At 72.6% G+C, this 4,798-nt stretch carries 2 protein-coding genes; both read right to left on the bottom strand.

The window, feature by feature from the left end:
* Window positions 1-4,148 (bottom strand): beta-ketoacyl synthase N-terminal-like domain-containing protein (locus ABZU25_RS34310; RefSeq protein WP_355033518.1); only part of this gene is annotated, 4,148 nt, incomplete at its 3' end.
* 38 nt (window positions 4,149-4,186) lie between these two features.
* Window positions 4,187-4,798: acyl carrier protein (locus tag ABZU25_RS34305; RefSeq protein ID WP_355033517.1), on the bottom strand; the 612-nt coding region annotated here is incomplete at its 5' end.

Genomic DNA, 4,798 nt, shown 5'->3' with positions numbered 1-4,798 from the left:
AGGTGGTGGGCGTGGGGTGCGTTGGGGCCGCGGCGGCTGGCGAGGATGAGGTGGTGGTAGCCGCGTTGGTGGAGGTGGCGGGCGATGAGGGCGCCGAGGGTGCCGGTGCCGCCGGTGATGAGGATGCTGCCGTTGGGGTCCAGGGGTAGGTGTTGTGGGGTGGGGGTTGGGGTTGGGGTGAGTCGGGGTGCGTAGTGGTGGCCGTCGCGGTTGGCCAGTTGGGGTTCGTTGGCCGGTGGCGGGTTGGTGGGGTCGTGGTTGTCGACGATGGTGAGTCGGTGGGGATGTTCGGTCTGGGCGGTGCGCAGGAGGCCCCAGATCGCGGCCTGGTCAGGGTTGATGGGATCGGTGACGGCGTTGTGGGTGTGAGCTAGTAGTGGTTGGTCGGTGGCGAGCGCTTCCTGCAGGCGCGGTAGTGCGCTGTGCACGGTGTCATCGCTGAGATCGAGGATCAGGGGTTCCTCGACCGCCGCCGCACCCACCACCCGCTCCCACACGACCCGGTACAGGGTCTGCGGGCGACGGCCGCCGGCCAGGTGGGCCAGGTCCGCGGCACGCACGTCGAGGGCCTCGACGGTCAGCACCGGCGCGCCGGTCGGATCGGTGGCGGTCAACGACAGGCTGTCCGTCCCGGCCGGTCGTACGGTGACCCGTAGGGCGGTGGCCTCGACGGCGTGCAACGTGACACCCCGCCAGGCGAAGGGCAGCCGCAGGCCGGTACCGGCGGCGGCGAGCGGGTGGAGGGCGGCGTCGAGCAGGGCCGGGTGCACCGCGAAGGTGTCCTGCCCGACCTCCGGCCGCACCGCGACCTCGGCATGGATCGTGTCGCCGTCCCGCCACGCGGCGCGTACCGCCTGGAAGGTCGGGCCGTAGTCGAGACCCAGCTCCTCGAGCCGGTCGTAGAGCCCGGCCACGTCAATCGGCTCGGCCCCGGCGGGCGGCCACGCCGTAGCCGATTCGCTGGTCGGCGCGGTCCCCTGCTCGTCGGTGCCGATCCGGCCCGTGCAGTGCCGGGTCCAGTCGGCGTCAGGGTCCTCCGCCGGGCGCGAGAAGATCTCCACCGTCGGGCCGTCCTCGTCCTGCACGCTGACCTGCAGGTCGATCGGGGCGTCCGGGTCGAGCACGACGGGTGCCTCAAGGGTGAGTTCGTCCACCCGCGACCAACCGTGCCGGCTGGCCGCGAACAGCGCGAGGTCGAGCAGCGCGGTGCCGGGAAGCAGTACGGTGCCCTGCACGGCGTGGTCAGCCAGCCACGGATGACTCGTCGGAGAGAATCGGCCCGTCAGCAGGCTGCCACCGCCGGCTGCCAGGTCCACGCCGGCCCCGAGCAGCGGGTGCCGCGCCGGGTGCTGACCCAGCCCGGCCGGGTCGCCGCCGGCTGGGGAAGGGTCGATCCAGAAGCGCCGGCGGTGGAACGGGTACGTCGGCAGTGGCACCACCGGCGCCTCGTCCCAGCCCACGATCGCGTTCCAGTCGACGGTCAGTCCGTGCACGTACGCCTCGGCCAGCGTGCCGATCAATCCGGCCGCACCCTCCCGGTCCTGGCGCATCGTGGCCAGGACCGTGCTGCGCTCGGCGGCCGGCGCGTCCGCGTCAGTCGCGAAGAGGGTGTCGTGCACCATGGCGGCGAGCACCGGCGCCGGCCCGAGTTCGAGGTAGTGGATCACTCCTTCCCGGTGCAGCAGAGCAACCGCGTCGGCGAAGCGCACCGCGTGCCGCACCTGGTCGGCCCAGTAGTCCGCGGAGCACAGCTGTTCGGCGGTGGCGAGCTCGCCGGTCAGGTTGGACACGATCGGGATGGTTGGCGGCCGGAAGTCCAGCCCCGCTGCCACCAGGCGGAAGTCGTCGAGCATGCCGTCCATGTGCGGCGAGTGGAACGCGTGACTGACGGTGAGTCGTCGGGTCTTGATGCCGCGCTCGGTGAAAACGGCGCCCAACTCCACGACCGCGGCCGTGTCGCCGGAGATCACCGTCGCCGTCGGCCCGTTCACGGCCGCGACAGTCACCCCCTGGTGGTGGCCGTTGATCGCGGCGCGCACGGTCTCCTCGCCGGCCTGGATGGCCACCATCGCCCCGTCGTCCCGCATCGCCTGCATCAGCCGGCCGCGCGCGGCGACCAACGTCGCGGCGTCGGCGAGCGACAGCACCCCGGCGACGTGCGCGGCCGCGAGCTCGCCGATCGAGTGGCCGACCAGGTAGTCCGGGCGTACACCGAATCCGCGCAGCGTGCGGAACAGGGCCACCTCCAGCGCGAACAGTGCCGGCTGGGCATATTCGGTGCGATGCAGTGGGCTGTTGGCGCCACCGTCGGCGAACATCAGTTCACGCAACGGCTGGTCGAGGTGTGGATCCAGGGCCGCGCAGATCTCGTCGACCGCGGCGGCGAATGCTGGCACCTCGCGGTAGAGCACCGCGCCCATGCCGGGTCGCTGACTGCCCTGGCCGGTGAACAGGAAGGCGGTCGCACCCGCCGAGGCGGTGCCGCGGACGGCGGCCGGATGCCGGTCACCGGTCGCCAGCGCGGCCAGCGCCGCGGCGGTGGTCGCGCCGTCGGTGGCCAGGATCGCGGCGCGCCGGCCGAGTTCGCGCCGAGTGGTGGCCAGGCTGTGCCCGACCGCGAGTCGATCCAGACTGGGATCGTTGTCCAGGTGGTCGCGCAGGCGCAGTGCCGCCCGGCGCAGTGACTCCTCGTCGTGCGCGCAGAGCAGGTAGGGCACCGCGGCCGGCGCCTGGCGGGTGCCGGTCGGGGCGGTGTCGACCGGTGGCGCCTCCTCCAGGATGACGTGCGCGTTGGTGCCGCTGATGCCGAACGAGGACACCGCGGCCCGCCGCGGCCGGTCTCGTCGGGGCCAGTCGACCGGGTCGGTGAGAAGGCGCAGCGCGCCACCGTCCCAGTCCACGTGCTGGGAGGGTCGGTCGACGTGCAGGGTGCGCGGAAGCCGGTCGTGCCGCATCGCCATGATCATCTTGATCACGCCGGCGACGCCGGCCGCCGCCTGGGTGTGGCCCAGGTTCGACTTGATCGAGCCGAGGTGCAGCGGGCGCCGCGGATCGCGGCCGGCACCGTACGTGGCCAGCAACGCGCCGGCCTCGATCGGGTCGCCCAGCGTGGTGCCGGTGCCGTGCGCCTCCACCGCGTCCACATCGGCCGGCTCCAACCCGGCGCCGGCCAGCGCCTGCCGGATGACCCGCTGCTGGGCCGGCCCGTTCGGCGCGGTGAGCTGGCTGGTGGTGCCGTCCTGGTTGACCGCGCTGCCACGGATCACGCCGAGGACCGGGTGGCCCAGGCGCTGCGCGTCGGAGAGCCGTTCCAGCAGCAGCAGGCCCGCGCCCTCGCTCCAACCCGTGCCGTCGGCGGCGTCGGCGAACGGCTTGCAGCGGCCGTCCGGCGCCAGACCGCGCTGCCGGCTGAACTCGACGAAGCTGTTCGGACTGGCCATCACCGTGACACCACCGGCCAGCGCCAGCGTGCAGTCGCCCTGCCGTAGCGCCTGCGCGGCCAGGTGCAGGGTGACCAGGGATGACGAGCAGGCCGTGTCGACGGTAACCGCCGGCCCTTCGAAGCCGAAGTGGTACGCCACCCGGCCGGACGCGACGCTGCCTGCGCTGCCGCTGGCCAGGTAACCCTCAAGGTCCTCGGGCGGCTGGTGCAGCAGCCGGCCGGCATAGTCGTTGTACATGACGCCCGCGTACACGCCGGTGCGGCTGCCGCGCAGCGCGTCGGGTCCGATGCCGGCCCGCTCGACCGCCTCCCAGGCCAGCTCGAGCAGGATGCGCTGCTGCGGATCGATGGTGAGCGCCTCGCGCGGGCTGATGCCGAACACGTCCGGGTCGAACTCGTCGGCGTCGTGCAGGAAGCCGCCGTGCCGGGTGTACGAGTGCCCGGCCGCGTCCGGGTCCGGGTCGTAGAGCCCGTCCAGATCCCACCCACGGTTCTCCGGGAACCCGGTGACCGCGTCGACGCCGTCGTCGACAAGTCGCCACAGGTCCTCCGGGCCGGCCACCCCGCCCGGATAACGGCACGCCATGGCCACCACGGCGATCGGCTCCCCGGCGGCCGACTCCACCTCCCGCAGCCGCTCACGGGTCTGGTGCAGATCGGCGGTGACCCGCTTGAGATAGTCCCGGAGCTTGTCCTCGTTCGCCATTGCTGCGTTCTTCCTTCCGGTGAGGCCGCCCGTGGTCATCAGCGGGTCCCGAGTTCGCTGTCGATGAAGTCGAAGAGGTCGTCGTCAGTGGCGGACGTGAGCCGTTCCGCGACGCCGTCACCGGGCGTACCTTCCAGCTCGGTGAGCAGTTCGCGCAGCCGCCGCGACACGGCCAGCCGGCCGGCCTGGTCTCCGTTGAGTGCGGCCAGGCTGGCCGCCACCTGGTCGATGTCGCCGAGCACACGGTCGGCGGGTGCCGGCAGAGCCGGGCTGAGCTCGGCAAGCAGGTGTGTGGTCAGCCCGCGAACCGTCGGATGATCGAAGATCACCGTGGCTGGCAGTCGCAGGCCGGTCGCCGAGCCGAGCCGGTTGCGCAACTCCAGCGCGGTGAGCGAGTCGAGGCCCAGATCCAGGAAGCCGCGGTCAAGGTGCACCTCGCGGCTCGACTCGTGCCCGAGCACCCCGGCCACGTGCTCACGAACGAGGTGGAGCAGCGCCTCCTCGCGCTGCTCGCCGTCGAGTTGGCCGAGCCGCAGCGTGACGCCTGGGTCGACCCGCCGTGGTGTGCGGACGAGGCCGCGGAGGAGGGCGGGCAGGGTTCCGGTGGTGGCTTGGTCTCGCAGTGTTGCGGGGTCGAGGGTGACCGCGAC

It is taken from the genome of Micromonospora sp. NPDC005215 (assembly GCF_040607915.1).
Classification (GTDB): Bacteria; Actinomycetota; Actinomycetes; order Mycobacteriales; family Micromonosporaceae; genus Micromonospora.
Note: the sequence above shows the minus strand (reverse complement) of the source record. Positions and strands in the feature narration are given on the sequence as shown.